General features: G+C 73.4%; 15 protein-coding genes. 8 read left to right on the top strand and 7 right to left on the bottom strand.

The annotated features are described in order from the left end of the window. Positions 1-198: 198 nt before the first annotated feature. Positions 199-993, bottom strand: a complete 795-nt coding sequence (locus ACRB68_RS23415) for an IclR family transcriptional regulator (protein WP_153535948.1) — start codon at positions 991-993, stop codon at positions 199-201. A 10-nt stretch (positions 994-1003) separates the two neighbouring features. Continuing rightward, positions 1004-3361, bottom strand: coding sequence for a terpene synthase family protein (locus ACRB68_RS23410; RefSeq protein ID WP_328594648.1), 2358 nt, complete (start codon positions 3359-3361; stop codon positions 1004-1006). 144 nt (positions 3362-3505) lie between these two features. Here ACRB68_RS23410 and ACRB68_RS23405 point away from each other — a divergent pair, with 144 nt between their 5' ends. Next, positions 3506-3892, top strand: coding sequence for a phage holin family protein (locus ACRB68_RS23405; RefSeq protein WP_194293427.1), 387 nt, complete (start codon positions 3506-3508; stop codon positions 3890-3892). Between the two features lie 3 nt (positions 3893-3895). On the opposite strand, the gene ACRB68_RS23400 is transcribed toward ACRB68_RS23405, so the two are convergent. After that, the gene (locus tag ACRB68_RS23400) at positions 3896-4591 is read right to left on the bottom strand and encodes an LmeA family phospholipid-binding protein (RefSeq protein WP_153535944.1); all 696 of its coding nucleotides are present in this window, start codon (positions 4589-4591) and stop codon (positions 3896-3898) included. A 97-nt stretch (positions 4592-4688) separates the two neighbouring features. Between ACRB68_RS23400 and ACRB68_RS23395 the strand changes: the two genes are divergently transcribed. From ACRB68_RS23395 to ACRB68_RS23375, 5 genes are all read left to right on the top strand, one after another. After that, positions 4689-7067: an FHA domain-containing protein gene (locus tag ACRB68_RS23395; protein ID WP_153535942.1), complete on the top strand. Its 2379-nt coding sequence runs from the start codon at positions 4689-4691 to the stop codon at positions 7065-7067. Between the two features lie 48 nt (positions 7068-7115). Next, positions 7116-7640, top strand: a complete 525-nt coding sequence (locus ACRB68_RS23390; protein ID WP_153535940.1) for a (2Fe-2S)-binding protein — start codon at positions 7116-7118, stop codon at positions 7638-7640. Further along, entirely contained in the window at positions 7637-8602 is a 966-nt protein-coding gene (locus tag ACRB68_RS23385; RefSeq protein WP_153535938.1) for an FAD binding domain-containing protein, read from the top strand. Before ACRB68_RS23390 ends, ACRB68_RS23385 begins: the two co-directional genes overlap by 4 nt. Continuing rightward, positions 8599-10638 (top strand): xanthine dehydrogenase family protein molybdopterin-binding subunit, encoded by a 2040-nt coding sequence (locus tag ACRB68_RS23380; protein ID WP_153535936.1) that lies wholly within the window; start codon positions 8599-8601, stop codon positions 10636-10638. Before ACRB68_RS23385 ends, ACRB68_RS23380 begins: the two co-directional genes overlap by 4 nt. A gap of 224 nt (positions 10639-10862) precedes the next feature. Beyond that, positions 10863-11714: a PRC and DUF2382 domain-containing protein gene (locus ACRB68_RS23375; protein WP_328594646.1), complete on the top strand. Its 852-nt coding sequence runs from the start codon at positions 10863-10865 to the stop codon at positions 11712-11714. 51 nt (positions 11715-11765) lie between these two features. On the opposite strand, the gene ACRB68_RS23370 is transcribed toward ACRB68_RS23375, so the two are convergent. From ACRB68_RS23370 to ACRB68_RS23355, 4 genes are read right to left on the bottom strand one after another with little or no spacing between them, the layout of a single operon-like run. Further along, positions 11766-12554 carry a hypothetical protein gene (locus ACRB68_RS23370; RefSeq protein ID WP_153535934.1) on the bottom strand — a complete coding sequence of 263 codons (789 nt, stop codon included), beginning with the start codon at positions 12552-12554 and terminating at the stop codon, positions 11766-11768. Continuing rightward, on the bottom strand, positions 12551-13702 hold the full coding sequence (locus ACRB68_RS23365; RefSeq protein WP_153535932.1) for an SMI1/KNR4 family protein: 1152 nt from the start codon (positions 13700-13702) through the stop codon (positions 12551-12553). Before ACRB68_RS23365 ends, ACRB68_RS23370 begins: the two co-directional genes overlap by 4 nt. A gap of 20 nt (positions 13703-13722) precedes the next feature. Then, complete coding sequence (locus tag ACRB68_RS23360) at positions 13723-14223, bottom strand: DinB family protein (protein ID WP_235959866.1); 501 nt, start codon at positions 14221-14223, stop codon at positions 13723-13725. Positions 14224-14245: 22 nt separating this feature from the next. Next, on the bottom strand, positions 14246-14803 hold the full coding sequence (locus tag ACRB68_RS23355; protein ID WP_153535930.1) for a TetR/AcrR family transcriptional regulator: 558 nt from the start codon (positions 14801-14803) through the stop codon (positions 14246-14248). Between the two features lie 85 nt (positions 14804-14888). Here ACRB68_RS23355 and ACRB68_RS23350 point away from each other — a divergent pair, with 85 nt between their 5' ends. Further along, the gene (locus ACRB68_RS23350; RefSeq protein WP_328594644.1) at positions 14889-15752 is read left to right on the top strand and encodes an NAD(P)-dependent oxidoreductase; all 864 of its coding nucleotides are present in this window, start codon (positions 14889-14891) and stop codon (positions 15750-15752) included. Between the two features lie 51 nt (positions 15753-15803). Next, positions 15804-16232, top strand: a complete 429-nt coding sequence (locus ACRB68_RS23345; RefSeq protein WP_153535926.1) for a DUF6210 family protein — start codon at positions 15804-15806, stop codon at positions 16230-16232. Positions 16233-16253 lie beyond the last annotated feature (21 nt).

Genomic DNA, 16253 nt, shown 5'->3' with positions numbered 1-16253 from the left:
AGGTGGGGTGGCGACAAGGGGGCACTGTTGCCTCCGTCACACCGTCCTGGTGTGAAAGACAGTGCTCCTGTTATATGGGACACACCTCTGAGCTGGGAAGACAGGGCGGTCCGGACATCTAGGACAAGGGTCGCGCGACCGCCGAAAAAAAGCGGCCCCGGCGGGTTCTCCGGGGCCGCGAAGCGCTATGAGCGCAGGTCAGGACGCGAGGACGGCGAGCCTTTCGGTGATCGCGGCGGCGGCCGCGCGGACCGCGTCCGCCACCTCGGGCACCCGCTCCTCGGGGACCCGGTGCGACAGCGCGGCGATGCTCACGGCCGCCACGACGTCGCCGTGCTCGCCGCGGATCGGGGCGGCGACGCCCAGCACCTCGGCGTCCAGTTCGCCGCGGGTGACGGCCACGCCCGCGGCCCTGATCTCGGCCAGCCGCTCGCGCAGCACGTCCGCGTCGGTCACCGTCGCGCCGGTGAACCGGGGCAGCCCGCTCTGCTCGATCACCTCGGTGACCTCCCGCTCGGGCGCCCAGGCCAGCAGGACCAGCGCCGCCGCGCCCGCGTTGACCGGCAGCACGTGCCCGCGCTCGTAGGAGAGCCGGACCGGATGGTCGGTCTCCTCGCGCTCCAGGCAGACCACGGTGGCGCCCGTCCGGCGGGTGAGCAGCGCCGTCTCGCCGACCGCCTCGGTCAGCCCGCGCATCACCGGCCGGGCGATCTCCGACAGCCCGACGCCCTTGCGGGCGAGCCGGGCCAGCTCGAAGACGCGGGGGCCGAGGCGGTACCCGGCCGGCCGCTGCTCCTCGATGAACCCCGACGACGCCAGGCTCTGCAGGTAGCGGTAGGCGGTGGAACGGGCGACACCGAGCCGGTCGGCCACCTCCTGGCCGCTGAGGACGAGCCGGGAGTCGTCGAAGAGCAGCAGGATGTCGAGGGCGCGGTCGGCGGTGGAGTTGCGCTCCCGGTAACCGCTCGACCGGGTGGACCGCTGTCCTGTCATGCAGGAGACCTTACATGGATGGCAGGTCTGTCCGCGGTGTTTCGCCGCTCGGCCAGGGCCGATCGCACGACCGTTCCCGATCGCACCGGAGGTCGTCCGCAGGCACGGCCCGGACCTGCCCGGCCCGGACCTGCCCGGCCCGGACCTGCCCGGCCCGGACCTGCCCGGCTTCGCCCCGGTGGACCTCCGCGCGCGGCCGCGGGGCCGGCGCCGACGCCGACGCGCCGAGACCCGAGGAGCCGATGCGGAACGGCGAGGGCGCGTACCGGCGCCGGAGGACCATCTCGTTGTAGCGGTTGGTCCCCATATGCCACTTCAGCACGCCGGTCATCCAGTCGCGGATCTCCTGCAGGTAGGCGTCCAGGCTCGCGCGGGCGGCGTCGTCCAGCCCGAGCGCGTCCGCCAGCCGGGGGACCTCGGTGGCCGCCAGGTGCTCGAACTGGCGCAGCCGCGCCGTCCTCAGGTCGGCGACGATCGCGGTGGCGCGCTCGCGGGAGCAGCGCAGGAACTCCTGGACGGCCAGGACGCCGTTGCAGAGCTCCCCCTCGAACTCGATCTCCTTCTGGTAGGAGAAGACGTCGTTGGTCAGAGTGCCGTAGTCCATCGCCGCCGCCTCCAGCTCGCGCATGCCGCGGGCGGCGAACAGCTCCGGCGGGAGATCGGTGCCGTGTCCGATCCGGGACAGGCTCATCGTCAGCTCCGACCCGAACGTGCGGCGCCGCATCTCCAGGTAGTCGATCGGGTCGGCCACCCGCCGCTGGATGTGCCCGGCCAGCTCCCACAGCCAGCTCTCGGTCATCGTCGCGACGGCGTGGTGGAACTGCTCGCGCTGGCCGGGCGACATGGGCGCCGCGGTGCGCTTCCACAGGTCGGCCAGGCCCGCCTCGACGGGGTTGGCCGGGGCGGGCGTCTCCCCGCAGTCCAGCGGCATGAACAGCGGGACGCGCGCGCAGAACGCCCTGGCGCCCGGCATGTCGCGGTCACGGCCGAAGATGCCGGGGAAGTAGTCGTCGGCGTAGGTGCCCCAGGCCAGCCACTGCGTCGACAGCTCCAGCGCCTCGGCGGACACGTCGGGGGCGATGGTCTCCGCGCAGAGCGCGAGGTCCATCCCGGCCAGGTAGTCGGCCGTCCAGATCGGGACGGGGTGCCGGGCGACCGGCTCGAACATGCCCATCTCGGCGCACCAGGTGACGCAGCGCCGCCGGGCCCGCTCGCCGTGCGGGTTGGTCCGCGCGGGGTAGGGCAGCGCGAAGTCGGGCCAGCGGGTCGGCCCGACGCGCTCGTAGGGGACGTGCACGTAGCCCTTGTCCGCCGCCTTCAGCAGGGCCGGGACGCGCGCCGCCGCCATGCCGAGGCCGGTCCCCTGCGCCGCCCCCTTGTTCATGTACCGGCTGGACCGCAGGTGCCACTCGTGCCCGCCCGACTGCCAGTCCTGCAGCCCCTTGGCGTAGGCGAGGACGGCGGCCCGCTCGGCCGGGTCCAGGGCCTGCTCGGCGAACAGGATCGGCAGTTCGGTGAAGACGGTGTTCTCGAACTGCTTCAGCCGGGAGGTGAGCAGCTCGTTGACGGTGTCGGCGGCCTGCTGCGGCCCGACGCCGAGGAAGTGCCGCACCACGAGCACGCAGTTGTTGATCTCGCCCTCGGTCTCGGTCTCGCGCTGGTAGGAGAAGATGTCGTTGCGCAGGTGCACCCCGTCGGCGAAGGTGTCCTTCAGCACCCGCAGCGGCCGGGTCGCCACCACCCGCTCGGGCACCTCGGCGCGCGCCGCGACCTCGACCAGGTCGGCCGACCAGGGCGCCCCGCCGACCCGGCGGCGCATCTCGACGTACTCGATCGGGTTGGCCAGCCGCGCCTCGCTGATGTTGGACAGCTCCCACAGCGACTCGCGCAGCAGCGCGTCGGTGCTCTCGGTGAACCGCCGCCGCCACGCGTCCGACATCGCCGGGACGGTCCGCGCCCACAGGTCGGCCAGCCCCCGCTCGGCCGCGTTGGCCGGCTCCAGGGCGCACCCGGGCTCCATGAACGCCGCCAGCCGGTCCAGGTAGGCGCGGGCGCCCTCCTGGTCGCGGGTGCGCTTGTAGACCTCCAGGAAGTGGTCGTCGAAGTAGAACACCCACACGTACCAGTCGGTGATCAGCTCCAGGTCCGCGGGCGAGCAGTCGGGGTGGGTGTAGGCGCACAGCAGCGGGTAGTCGTGCGCGTCCAGCTCGGCCTCGTCCCAGATCTCCGGCGTGCCGGGGTCGCGGGTGTCGTCGAGCATCCCCATCCGGCGGGCCCACGCGGTGCTGTGCGCCCGCGCCCCCTCCAGGTGCGGGTGGAGCCGGGCGGGATGCGGGACGTAGAACTCGGGCAGCTCGAACGGTTGCACGCGGCACGGCCCTCTCACTCGGCGACAGGTCCCCGGGCCGATAACTTACCGTACTCAAAGGATGGCGAACGGTGACATTGACCTGACCTTCCGGCGGTGCCCTCAGCGATGTGTCCATTTTTGTTCTATGGGTACGGAACGGCCATGAGCAGCAGGTCACGTCAGTCGAAGAAGGTGGTCAAGAGCGGGGACGGCATGGAGCAGAACCTCCAGCTCGCCCGCCAGGTGCTGGACGCCGCCCAGCGCGAGATGGCCGACAAGGCCCGCCAGCGCGTCCCGGCGCTGAGGATGGGCGCCCTGGCCGGCACGTTCGGCGTCTTCGCCACCGCCGCGTCCTACCGGCTCAACGTGATGCTGCTGGAGAAGAAGCTGTCGCCCGAGGTCGCCGCGCTGGTGGCCGCCACCGCCTACAGCGGCGGCGCCGCGGGCGCCGCGCTGATGGCGGTCCGCCGCTGGCGCGGGCTGCCCGCACCGCTGCCCACCGACACCGCCCGCCAGGTCGCCGAGATCCTCACCGACGGCGGCGACTGAGCGCTATTTGTCGGTGAAGGCGACCTTGCTGCCGGTGACGCGGAGCGTGACGCCCTTGGACGTCACCGTCAGGCTCTGGAAGGCCATCCCGAGCGGCAGCCCCTTCACCGGCACGGTGAAGTCCAGCGGCGCGCCGAGCGAGTCGAGCGGGACGCCCTCGACCCGGGCGCCCTTCACGTGGATGTTGTCGCCCTCCTTGACCACCGTCGCGGTCGCCTCGGCGTCGGTGACCCCGAGGTCCATCTTGGCCCGGACGGTGGTCGGCCCGGCCGAGCTCAGCACCAGCCCCGGGGTGTCGCTCGCGCCCGCCAGGTCGCCGAAGCTGACGAACGCGGTGCCCTCGACCGAGCCGAGGGTGCCGCTGCGGTAGCCCGAGTCGACCCGCACGTCCCGGGCCCGCACGTCCAGCGAGGTGATGGTGAGCGGCCCCTCCTTGAGGTCGCGGGCCTTCAGCCGCACGTCCCCGAAGTGCCGCGACAGGGCCTGGGTGAGGAAGGGGAAGCCTTTGATGCTCACTTCCGGCTTGGCCGGAAATCCCTCTTTCTGAATCTCCTCCGCCATCGTGCCCTCGGCGTAGGAGGCGGCGGCGCGGTCGCCGACCACCAGCGCCCCGACCAGCACGGCGCAGACGATCACCAGGAAGTAGGGCCACCGGCGCGCCCGGCGCTGCGGCGGCTGGAACTCCCGGGTGGCGGTCACCAGACCCGACGCCTCAGCATGGACTCACTTAATTCCGCAAAAGTCCCCGTGTCAATGTCCTCCCGCACAAGGAATGGATGCCCATAGACTCCACATCATGACGGCTGGTCCTTCCGCCGATTCCCTGGCCGCGCCGGTCCTGGTCGTCCGCACCAGGAACGGCGTGCACCGGCTCCGCCCCGGTGCCGTCTACCACGTCGGCCGCGATCCGGCCGCCGACATCGTGGTCGACGAGCCGCGGGTGTCGTGGCGGCACGCGGTGATCCGCCCCGAGCAGGGGCACTGGACGATCGAGGACGTCAGCACCAACGGCACCTACCTGGACGGCCGCCGCATCACCCGGATGGCGATCGCCGGCGAGCGCGTCTTCCTGCTCGGCAACGCCGTGGACGGCCCCGCGCTGGCGTGCTCCGCCGGCGAGCCCGCCGCGCCCCCGGCGCCCGGCGCGTCCGCCCCGCACGCCGCCCAGCACGCGCCGCCGCGCGGGCCGCGGGTGGACCGCAACCCCAGCCAGATCATCCGGGTCGCGCCGCGCGCGCAGCAGGCGCCGCGCACGCTGCGCATCGGCCGCGCCCCCGACAACGACATCGTCGTCGCCGACCTGGTGGTGTCGCGCTACCACGCCGAGCTGCGCATGACCGGCCCCGGCCGGTGCGAGATCGTCGACCTCGGCAGCCACAACGGCACCTACGTCAACGGCGTGCGGGTGCAGTCGTCGGCGCTCACCGAGCACGACCTGCTCGGCATCGGCCACGCCACCTACCGGCTGGTCGGCCAGGAGCTGCGCGAGTTCCTCGACACCGGCGACGTGTCGGTGCAGGTGCAGGACATCACCGTGCGCACCGGCGACGGCAAGGTCATCATGGACCGGGTCGCCTTCCCGATCCCCGAGCGCTCGCTGGTCGCGGTCATCGGGCCGAGCGGCGCGGGCAAGTCGACCCTGCTCGGCGCGGTCACCGGCATGCGGCCGGCCACCGAGGGCACCGTCCGCTACGACAACCGCGACCTGTACAGCGACTACGACGAGCTGCGGCACCGCATCGGGCTGGTCCCGCAGGAGGACATCCTGCACACCCAGCTCGCCACCCGGCAGGCGCTGCTGTTCGCCGCCGAGCTGCGCTTCCCCGGCGACACCCGCAAGGACGAGCGGGAGCGGCGGGTCGACGAGGTGCTGCAGGAGCTCGGCCTGGCCCCGCACGCCAAGACCCGCATCGACCGGCTGTCGGGCGGCCAGCGCAAGCGGGTCAGCGTCGCGCTGGAGCTGCTGACCAAGCCGTCGCTGCTGTTCCTGGACGAGCCGACCTCCGGCCTGGACCCGGGCCTGGACAAGACCGTCATGGAGATGCTGAAGGGCCTGGCGCACGACGGCCGCACCGTCATCGTGGTCACCCACAGCGTCGCCAACCTCGACACCTGCGACCGGCTGCTGGTGCTGGTGCCCGGCGGGAAGCTGGCCTACTACGGGCCGCCCGCCGAGGGGCTGGCGCACTTCGGCAAGCAGACCTGGGCCGAGGTGTTCCAGGCGTTCGACCGCGAGCCGAACCGCGACTGGGCCGCCGAGTTCCGCAACTCGCCCCGGTACACCCGTTATGTGGCGTCGGGGATGTCCGGCGGCAACGGCCACACCGACGCCCGCACGCCGTCGCCGCCCCCGCCGCAGCAGTCGCGGTTCGGGCAGCTCAGCACGCTGTGCCGGCGCTACCTGGCGGTGATCGCCTCCGACCGCGCCTACCTGGCGCTGATCGGGGTGATGCCGCTGCTGCTCGGCGGGCTGATCGTGGCGATCCCGTCGGACAAGGGCCTGGCCGGGCCGCCGGGCACCAACCCGGACGCCTCGTCCAAGCTGATGGTGCTGGTGTTCGCGGCGTGCTTCGTCGGGGCCGGCAACGCGATCCGCGAGCTGGTCAAGGAACGCACGATCTACCAGCGAGAACGCGCGGCGGGCCTGTCCGCCGCCGTCTACCTGATGTCCAAGCTGCTGGTGCTCGGCGTGATCACCGCGATCCAGGCGGTGGTGCTGGTCGGCGTCGGCCTGCTCGGCACCCGGCTGCCCGACAGCGGCATCGTGCTGCCGGTGCTGCCGGAGCTGATGATCGAGATGGCCGTGCTCGGCGGCGTGTCGCTGGCGCTCGGCCTGCTGCTGTCGGCGTCGGTCAGCACCTCGGAGAAGACGCTGCCGCTGCTGATCGTGTCGTCGATGGGGCAGCTGGTGCTGTGCGGGGCGCTGGTGGCGCTGAACGGCACCGTCGGGCTGGAGCAGCTGGCCTGGATCTCGCCGTCGCGGTGGGGGATGGGCGCGGCGGCGGGCACCATCGACCTCGGCGTGATCCAGCAGGGCGTGTCCGACCCCGACCCGCTGTGGAAGCACGACCAGGCCCATCTGCTGACCAACCTCGGCCTGGACGTCGCGCTCGGCCTGGTGTTCGTGGTGCTCACCTGGTGGCGGCTGGAGCGGCTGCGGCCCCGCCGCCGCTGATCCCGCCGGCCCGGTCTCACCTGCGCGAAGCTGGGTACAGGACCGATCATGGACAGTGCCGACGGCGTGCAGTACGCCGAGATCACCCTGATCGTGAACGGGACCGCGCACCGGCCGCGGGTCGATACCAGGGCGTCCGTGCTGGACGTGCTGCGCGAGACGCTCGGCCTCACCGGCGCCAAGAAGGGCTGCGACCACGGCCAGTGCGGCGCCTGCACCGTCCTGCTGGACGGCCGCCGCGCCAACGCCTGCCTCGCCCTGGCCGTCGCGCACGACGGCGCGGAGATCACCACCGTGGAGGGGCTGGCGGACGGCGACGAGCTCAGCCCCGTCCAGCGCGCCTTCCTGGAGGAGGACGCCTACCAGTGCGGTTACTGCACGCCGGGCCAGCTCTGCTCGGCGACCGGCATGCTGGCGGAGGTCGCGCGGGGCTGGCCGAGCGCCGCCACCGCCCCGGTGGCCGACAAGCCGGTGCTGGACGACGCCGAGATCCGCGAGCGGATGAGCGGCAACCTGTGCCGCTGCGGCGCCTACGCCAACATCGTCGCGGCGATCCGCGAGGTGGGCGCATGAGGCCCTTCGCCTACGAGCGCGCCACCGACGCGGACGCCGCCCGCGCCGCCCACGACGGGCAGGCCGCCTACCTCGGCGGCGGCACCAACCTGGTCGACCTGATGCGGCTCGGCGTCGCCACCCCGGCCCGGCTGATCGACGTCTCGCGCCTTCCGTACGACCGGATCGAGACCGGCCCGGACGGCGCGCTGCGCATCGGCGCGGCCGTCAGCAACAGCGACCTGGCCGCCGACCCCGCCGTCCGCGACGCCTTCCCGGTGCTGGCCGAGGCGGTGCTGGCGGGGGCGTCCGGGCAGATCCGCAACCTCGCCACGGTCGGCGGGAACCTGCTGCAGCGCACCCGCTGCCCCTACTTCCAGGACATCACCAAACCCTGCAACAAGCGCGTCCCCGGCAGCGGCTGCCCCGCCCGCGACGGCGAGCACACCAACCACGCGATCATCGGGCACACCCGGTCGTGCGTGGCGACCCACCCCTCCGACATGGCCGTCGCGCTCACCGCCCTGGACGCCGTCGTGCACGTGCACGGCCGCGACCCGGTCCCGCTGGCCAGGCTGTACCGGCTGCCCGGCGACGATCCCGCGCGCGACACCACCCTGGAGCCCGGCGACCTGATCACGGCGGTGGAGGTGCCGCCGCTGCGGATGCCGTCGCGGTACCGCAAGGTCCGCGAGCGCGCCTCGTTCGCGTTCGCGCTGGTGTCGGCGGCGGTCGCCCTGGAGGTGGCCGACGGCGTCGTCCGCGACTGCCGGATCGCGCTCGGCGGCGTCGCGCACCGGCCCTGGCGGGCGCTGCGCGCCGAGGAGGTGCTGCGCGGCGGCCCGGCGACCGAGGAGGCGTTCCGGCGCGCCGCGCTCGCCGAGATGGAGCACGCCGAGCCGCTGCGCGACAACGCCTACAAGGTGCCGATGGCGACGAACGTGATCTGCCGGGTGCTGACGGAACTGGGGGAGCGGGCATGAGGGTCGAAGGCCGCGAGAAGGTCACCGGGACGGCCCGGTACGCCTACGAGTACCCGGTCGAGGGCGTCGCCTACGCCGTCGCGGTCCAGGCGGCGTCGGACCCCGGGATGATCACCGCCGTGCACGACGCCGAGGTGCGCGCGCTGCCCGGCGTCATCACCGTGCTGTCCTGCCAGAACGCGCCGTCCATCGAGCCGGTGGACGACCCCGAGCTGGCCCTGTTCCAGTCCCGCCGGGTCGCCTACCGGGGGCAGCTCGTCGCCGCGGTGGTCGCCGAGACGCTGGAGACCGCCCGCGAGGCCGCCCGCCTGCTGCGGATCGACTACGAAGCCACCACCGCGCCGAAGGTGCGGCTCAGCCCGCGCGACCCCGGCCTCTGCAAGCCCGAGAAGGCCAACGGCGGGTATCCCGCCGACACCGCGGACGGCGACCCCGACGCCGCCTTCGCCGCCTCGGCCATCCGGATCGACGCGACCTACCGGACACCCGCCGAGCACAACAACCCGATGGAGCCGCACGCGACCATCGCCGTCTGGGACGGCGACGAGCTGACGCTGTACGACTCCAACCAGGGCGCGGCCACCGCCGCCGCCACCGTCCGCAAGATCTTCGGCATCGAGCGGGTGCGCGTGGTGTCCCCGCACGTCGGCGGCGGGTTCGGGTCCAAGGGCACGCCGCGCCCCAACATCGTGCTGGCCGCGATGGCGGCGCGCGCCGCCGGCCGGCCGGTGAAGGTCGCGCTCACCCGCCAGCAGCTGTTCACCGCCGTCGGGTACCGGTCGCCGACGATCCAGCGGGTCCGGCTCGGCGCGCAGGCCGACGGCACCCTCACCACCGTCGTGCACGAGGTCGCCGTGCAGTCCTCCACGCTGCGCGAGTTCACCGAGCAGGCCGCCGTGCCGGCCCGGGTGATGTACCGGGCGCCGAACCGGCGCACCGCGCACCGGCTGGCCCGGCTGGACGTGCCGACGCCGTCGTGGATGCGGGCGCCCGGCGAGACGCCCGGCATGTTCGCCCTGGAGTGCGCCATGGACGAGCTCGCCGTCGCCGCCGGCGTCGACCCGGTCGAGCTGCGCATCCGCAACGAGCCCGAGACCGACCCCGAGACCGGGCTGCCGTTCAGCTCCCGCAACCTGGTGGCGTGCCTGCGCCGCGGCGCCGAGCTGTTCGGCTGGGCCGACCGCGACCCCGCGCCCGCCGCGCGCCGCCGGGGCCGCAAGCTGTACGGGACCGGCGTCGCGGCGGCGACCTACCCGGCGTCGCGGCAGCCGTGCCGGGCCACCGCCCGCGCCGAGGCCGACGGCCGGTTCACCGTCCGCATCGCCGCCGCCGACATCGGCACCGGCGCCCGCACCGCGCTCACCCGGATCGCCGCCGAGACCCTCAAGGCCGACCCGGGCGACGTCACCGTCGAGATCGGCGACAGCTCGCTGCCCCGCGCGTCCCTGGCGGGCGGCTCGATGGGCACCGCCAGCTGGGGCACCGCCGTCGTCCGCGCCTGCGAGGCGCTGCGCGGGAAGCTGGACGGCGCCGGGCCGCCGCAGGAGGCCGAGGCCGACACCGCCGACGAGGTCAAGAACCAGGAGAAGTACGCCCGGCACGCCTTCGGCGCCCACTTCGTCGAGGTCGAGGTGGACGTCGACACCGGCGAGGTCCACGTTCCGCGCATGCTCGGCGTCTTCGCGGCGGGCCGCATCATCGAGCCCGTCACGGCCCGCTCCCAGTTCATCGGCGGCATGACGATGGGCATCGGCATGGCGCTGATGGAGGAGGGGATCATGGACCGCCGGTTCGGCGACTACCTCAACCACGACCTGGCCCAGTACCACGTCCCGGTCTGCGCCGACGTCCGCGGCATCGACGCCGTCTGGATCGACGAGCACGACCCGCACCTGAACCCGATGGGGGCCAAGGGCATCGGCGAGATCGGCATCGTCGGCGCGGCGGCGGCGATCGCCAACGCCCTGCACCACGCCACCGGCCTGCGCCTGCGCGACCTGCCCCTCACCCCGGCCCGCGTCCTGTCCGGCCTGTGACCCAGGGCAACGCCGGTGCCAAGGGTCGGCAGGCGTCCGGTCAAGCGCGGCCGCACCCCCCTTGACCAGGCGTTTCGCCCATGTCTCCCTGGAAACGACTAATGCTGCCGGATGATTGCATACCGCATCAAGCGGCTTGAGATCTGGCACGGCCGGGCGAAGGAGCACCGGAACGATCCTGCGGCCGAGCCGCCTTCCCGGCCCTACGCGAACAAGGAGGTTCCGTGGTGCAGACCAAGCTCAAGAGCGACCAGTTGATGAACCGCGAGGTCATCGGCGGTGACGGGGGCAAGCTCGGCACCGTGAAGCAGGTCTACCTCAACGACGGCACCGGGGCGCCCGAGTGGGTGACCGTCCACACCGGCTGGTTCGGCACGCGGGAGAGCTTCATCCCGCTGGCCGAGGCGACCGAGGCGCAGGGCGCGATCAAGGTGCCCTACGACAAGGACAAGGTCAAGGACGCCCCGAAGATCGACGCGGACGCGCACCTGGACCAGAACGAGGTCATGTCCCTCTACCGCCACTACGGCCTGCCGGGCGGGCCCGGCCAGGCGCCCGGGCGCCAGAGCGGCCGGCGCGAGGGCGAGGCGCGCCAGGGCGAGGCCGCCCCCCGGCCGCAGCCGCCGGCCGGCGGCAAGACCGCCCGCGGCGACGTGGCGCGCTCCGGCGGCGACGTCGAGATGACGCGCTCGGAGGAGCGGATGCGCGTCGGCACCGAGGAGCGCGAGACCGGCCGGGTCCGGCTGCGCAAGTGGGTGGAGACCGAGCAGGTCAGCACGACCGTGCCGGTCGCCCACGAGGAGCTGGTGATCGAGCACGAGCCCATCACCGAGGGCCGCCCGGGCGAGATGCACATCGGCGAGGAGGAGCGGGAGATCATCCTGCACGAGGAGCGCCCCGTCGTCAGCAAGGAGCAGGTCCCGGTCGAGCGCGTCCACGTCGGCACCCAGAAGGTGACCGGCGAGCAGGAGGTCGAGAGCGAGGTCAGCCGGGAGCAGGTCGAGATCGTCGACGAGCAGGGCCGCGCGGTGCGGGACCCGGGCTCCGGCGGCGGCCGCCACCGCGACAAGGGCTGACGGCACCACCGGCACGGTCCCCGGGGCGCTCCGCCCCGGGGACCGCGCATGTCACAGGGGCCTGGTGCGCGCCTGGCTCCAGATGTGCAGCAGGCAGCCGGACGGGTCGGTGTGCAGGCGCAGCCGGTGGTCGCCGTGGTCGGCGGGCAGGCGCGGCAGGGGCAGCGTCCGCCCGCCGATCTCGCGGAGGGCGACGCGGCCGGTGTGGAAGCGGCAGGAGATCTCCGCGAAGCGGTCATAGGAACGGTCGGGGCCCGGGTCGGCCGAGGAGACCACCACCGTCAGGGGGAGTTCGCCGTCCTCGATGGGGGCCCAGAACAGAACGGCGCCCGGGACGGCGTCGATGATGCCGGCGGACTCGGCATGCGGGGGGACGGGCAGGATCTCGCCGATGGAGCCGCCGCGGTCCAGCAGCGCGAACTGCCAGGCCCGGACCTGCACGCGCAGGTCGAGCCGCCGCGGCGCCGAGGCGGCGCGCCGCTTGGGGATGGAATCGGCGGGGAAGCCGCATTCGGCGATGTACGCGGCGTACTCCTCATCGGTCAAGCGCCGGGCGCGCTCGGCGATCCCGGGGACGTCGCCCGGCTCGGGCGCCTCGAAGGTGCTGACGGCGGTGGAGAACGAGGATTCCGCGGCGGGCTCGGGGAGGCGCCAGCGGGTCGTCTGGATCGTGCCGCAGCGGCGGCAGGCGATCCGGCGGACGTTGACGGTCGCTCCGTCCCGGCCGGTCTCGGTTCCGGTGGGCCGCAGGACGTCGTCCCCGGGGAAGTCGTGGGAGTGGCCGCAGGCACGGGCGATCAGCGCCGCCGCGGCGTCGTCGCGGCTGGGGAACGGCATCATCGCCCACCTCGCGGGGTCGACAGCAGCCGGCGGCCGCGTTCGGGGGTGAGCGTCGCGGCCAGGACCGGCTCGGCCAGCAGCACGACCGGGGCGATGTGGTCGTCGGATCTGGGGCGCCAATGCGGCAGCGCGTCCCGCACGGCCTGCCATAACGCGTCCGGGTCGGCGGCGTGCCGTTCGAGGGCCTGATGGACCAGGGCGTCGAACCCGGGATCGCCGAAGACCAGGCGGTGCTCACCGCGCCGCAGGCGGGCCTGGTACCGGGCGACGACGAGCTGGAGCTCGTCCGAGTCGCCGTTCAGCGCCGACCGCAGGATCGAACCGCGGCCGCGCGAGGCTTCGGCGGCGTGCTCGGCGAACAGCAGCGGCAGGAACTCCTCGGTGAACAAGGGGCTGCCCACAAAGCCTTCCGGCACGAACGAGGGGTGCAGCAGCCGCGCGGCCTCGTACGACCGGTCCAGGAAGTACAGGAGCTGGGCGCGCAGGACGGCGGCGCGGTCACGGCCGAACTCCCCGGCCTGGGCCAGCCGGGCCTCGGCGCCGTCGACCTCGCCGGCCAGGGCGTCGAGCCGTGCCTGTTCGACGGCGTCGTCCCAGGCGTCACGGGTATCGCCCTCAGGACGGCGCATCCGGTGGAACTCGGCGTACAGGCTCTCCATCAGCGCGGCGAAGGAAGGGAACCGCTCCGGCGGCGCGGCGCGCCAGGAGAACAGGCTGTAGGCCGCCCATTCGCCCTGGTCGTCGACGTCGCCGGAGTCCAGGAACAGCACGCCCGCGTCGGCCTCCAGGGAGATCATCAAGCCCCGGCTGAACTTGTTGCCGTCCGGGGAGGCGACGCCGTCCTCGCCGGGGCCCTCCCACTCCTCCCAGTACGGCTCGACGTCGCGCAGCCAGGCCACATTGCCGGTGTCGCGCAGCCGCCACACGAAGCAGCCGGCGTCGCGCCACCCGTCCGTCGTCAGCAGGAACTCCCGGTAGGACGGCGGCAGCGTCCGGCCGATCCGCTCCTCCGCCGCGGCGACGGCCTCGGGGGTCGCCGGAGCGAAGCCCAGCCACCGCCCGCGCGCGACCTCCGGATCCAGCTCATCGGGGTCGGTGCCGCGGACCCATTCCTCGCTCCAGCGCGTCAGCCATGGCTTCCACTCCATGCGAGCACTATGGCCGCCGCCTACGACACATCGCGGAGGACCTGCTCGCGCAGAATGTCGGCGTGGCCGCAGTGCTGGGCCAGTTCGCGCAGCATGTGCAGGTAGACCCAGCGCAGCGGCAGGGGCCCCCGGCGGTTGCCGCGCACCACGTCGTCCAGGGACAGTCCCGCCGCGGCCCGGCGGGACTCCGCGCACGCCCGCCGGTAGGCCTCCTGGACGGAGGAGACCGTGTCGCCGGCGGCCAGGTCGAACGACTCGTCGGGAGTGTCGGGAATGCCGATCTCGGCGCGGGACCGGCACGCGATCGCCTCGTCGAACCAGACCTTCTCCACGAACGTGACGTGCTTGACCAGGCCGAGCAGGGTGGTCTTGGACGGCACCAGCGCGCGGCGCGCCTGCTCCTCGGTCAACCCGTTCAGGCTGTCGTGCATCCGGGAGCGGTGCTCGTCGAGGAACACCTCGAACTGGTCGCGGAAGGGCGCGTGGAAGACGGCGGGCTCCACCGAGGGCATGTTGACCATGTCCGCAAAGATAGGCCCGCGATCACGCGACGGCGGCGTCCAGCATGGGCCCCAGTTCCGCGGCCACCGCCGTCAGGGCCCGTGCGTCGTGTTCGGCGCGGGCGATCAGCAGCGCGCCCTCCACGGCGCTGATCATCAGGGTGGCCAGGGCCGGCGCGCGGCCGGCCGGGACGCCCATGCCCGTCAGCGCCTCGGCCAGCGGGCGGGCCCAGCAGGCGAACGCCTCGGCGGCCGCCCGGGTCGACCCGCCGCGGTCGATCGTCGCCGCCGCGACCGGGCAGCCCGCGTCGAGGCCCTCGTCGATCCACTGGCCCGCCATGGCCGCCAGCAGCCCGCCCGGCGTAGGCTCGGGCATCCGCTCCATGAACCGCGCCACCCGGCCGGCGGCGTAGCGGCCCGCCCACTCCACCGCCTCGTTGACCAGCTGCTCCTTGCCGCCGGGGAAGTAGTGCTGCAGCGATCCCCGGGGGGCCCCGGCGTGCGCGGCGACATCGCGCACGCCCGTGGCGGCGACGCCGTCGCGCCGGATGAGCTGGGCCGCGCTGAAGACCATCCGCTCGCGCGGTCCGCGTTCCGCCATCTCCGGCCTCCCTACTTGACCTGCGCCGCTCTTATGACCACTGTCATAACCACGGTCCATTATGACGCTCGGAAGGCGGCGCGAGGTGGAGATCGGATTCATCGGCCTCGGCGTCATGGGGCAGCCCATGGCGCTGAACCTGGCCCGGGCGGGCACGCCCCTGCTGGTCTGGAACCGCACCCCGGCCCGCGCCGAACCGCTGCGCGCGGCCGGCGCGGCCGTCGCCGAGAGCCCCGAGGAGGTGTTCGCGCGCACCCGCACCGTCTTCATGATGCTGGCCGACGGCGCCGCCATCGACGCGGTGCTGCGCCGGGTCGCCATCGCCGGCCGCACCGTCGTCCACATGGGGACGACGTCGCCGGAGTACTCCCGCGCGCTGCAGGCCGAGGTCGGCGCCGCCGGGGGACGCTACGTCGAGGCGCCCGTCTCCGGCTCCCGCGTGCCCGCCGAGGCCGGGCAGCTGGTGGCGATGCTGGCGGGCGACCCCGCCGCCGTGGCCGAGGTCCGCCCGCTGCTCGCGCCCATGTGCCGGGAGAGCTTCGCCTGCGGCGCCGTCCCGGACGCGCTGCTCACCAAGCTGGCGGTCAACCTCTTCCTGATCACCATGGTCACCGGCCTGACCGAGGCGTTCCACTTCGCCGACCGCCACGGCCTGGACCGCCGCCTGTTCCTGGACGTCCTGGACGCCGGCCCCATGGCCAGCGGCGTCTCCCGCATGAAGGCGCCCAAGCTGCTGACCGGGGACTTCTCCGTCCAGGCGGGCGCCCTGGACGTGCTGTACAACAACCGCCTCATCGCCGCCGCCGCCCGCGCGTCCGGCCTGGCGTCCCCGCTGCTGGACGTCTGCCACGCCCTGTTCGACGAGACCGTCGCCCTGGGCCACGGCGGCTCCGACATGGTCGCCGTCCTGCACGCCATCCAAGCCCGCAGCACCCCGCCGCCCGGATGATCGAGGATCAACGCCGTTGAAGTCGCGGCCACCGGCCGGAAAGACTGCCGCATGGGCACCCGGCGCTTCGTCTTCCTCGATCCCGACGGCACCAGTGGCGGCGGCTGGCTGTATGTGGTGGTCGAGGCGGAGACCGGCGTCTTCTATCAGCACCAGTACGGCGGAACCGCCTGCCGGCAGGGCGAAGTGGAGGGCTTCCTGGTGCCGCTGGTCGGCCCTGACGAACTGGACGCCCTGCGCGAGCTGTTCGAGAGGCACTTCCGTGGCGCCGGCACCCGGGACCACACGTGGCAGGACGCCGAGCGGGACAGGCTCCGCGAGATCGTCGGAGCCGTCCGCTACTGGACGAGCGACGGGACCACCGACGAGCCGCATGTCCTGCGGCTGGACGAGAGCCGGATGCGCGAGGCCGACGAAGCATGGGTCCCGGTGAGCACGCCGGACGGCCCCGGCGTGCTGCTCTGGCACAACTCGGACTGACCTCGACGGCCTTCGATGACG

The sequence above is a fragment of the Actinomadura macrotermitis genome (assembly GCF_009604375.1).
Classification (GTDB): Bacteria; Actinomycetota; Actinomycetes; order Streptosporangiales; family Streptosporangiaceae; genus Spirillospora; species Spirillospora macrotermitis.
Note: the sequence above shows the minus strand (reverse complement) of the source record. Positions and strands in the feature narration are given on the sequence as shown.